This is a genomic window from Rheinheimera hassiensis, from assembly GCF_022436675.1.
GTDB classification, from domain to species: Bacteria; Pseudomonadota; Gammaproteobacteria; order Enterobacterales; family Alteromonadaceae; genus Alishewanella; species Alishewanella hassiensis.
Genome location: NZ_JAKUJZ010000026.1, coordinates 1 through 431, shown reverse-complemented (window position 1 = coordinate 431; position 431 = coordinate 1). Strand labels below are relative to the sequence as shown.

General features: G+C 45.2%; 1 protein-coding gene. It reads right to left on the bottom strand.

Translation table 11 applies throughout. The features are described 5' to 3' along the window. On the bottom strand, positions 1 to 431 hold a 431-nt coding region (locus MJX74_RS21490; RefSeq protein WP_240225066.1), incomplete at both ends, for a transposase.

Genomic DNA, 431 nt, shown 5'->3' with positions numbered 1-431 from the left:
TCATGCGCTTTATTCAGCGTGTCGATACTTTGTTGATGTCGCGCTTTACGCACTTCATCAGCATTGGCTTGTTCATCCAACTGTTTATGTTGCTCCAGATGGTAGCGAATTTGCCGCTTAAGTTTATCTCGTTTGGCCGTGAGTTCTTTTAAGGTGCCGGACCATTCTTTGGCTGCGTTGGACGGCATTTTGCAACCGTCTATAGCGAATAACTCATTGCCTAATAATCCCTGTTGATGGCATACCAGCAGTACCTGTTCAAACAATTGCGCAATTTGCACTGACGAACCACTGACAAAAGCCGCTATCGTCGTAAAATGCGGCACCGTATCGCACGACAACGCTTTAAAAATGATATTGGTTTCGCAGCACCACTGTATTTCACGGCTGGAGGTGATGCCTTTGGAGTAAGCAAACAGTATGATTTTTAG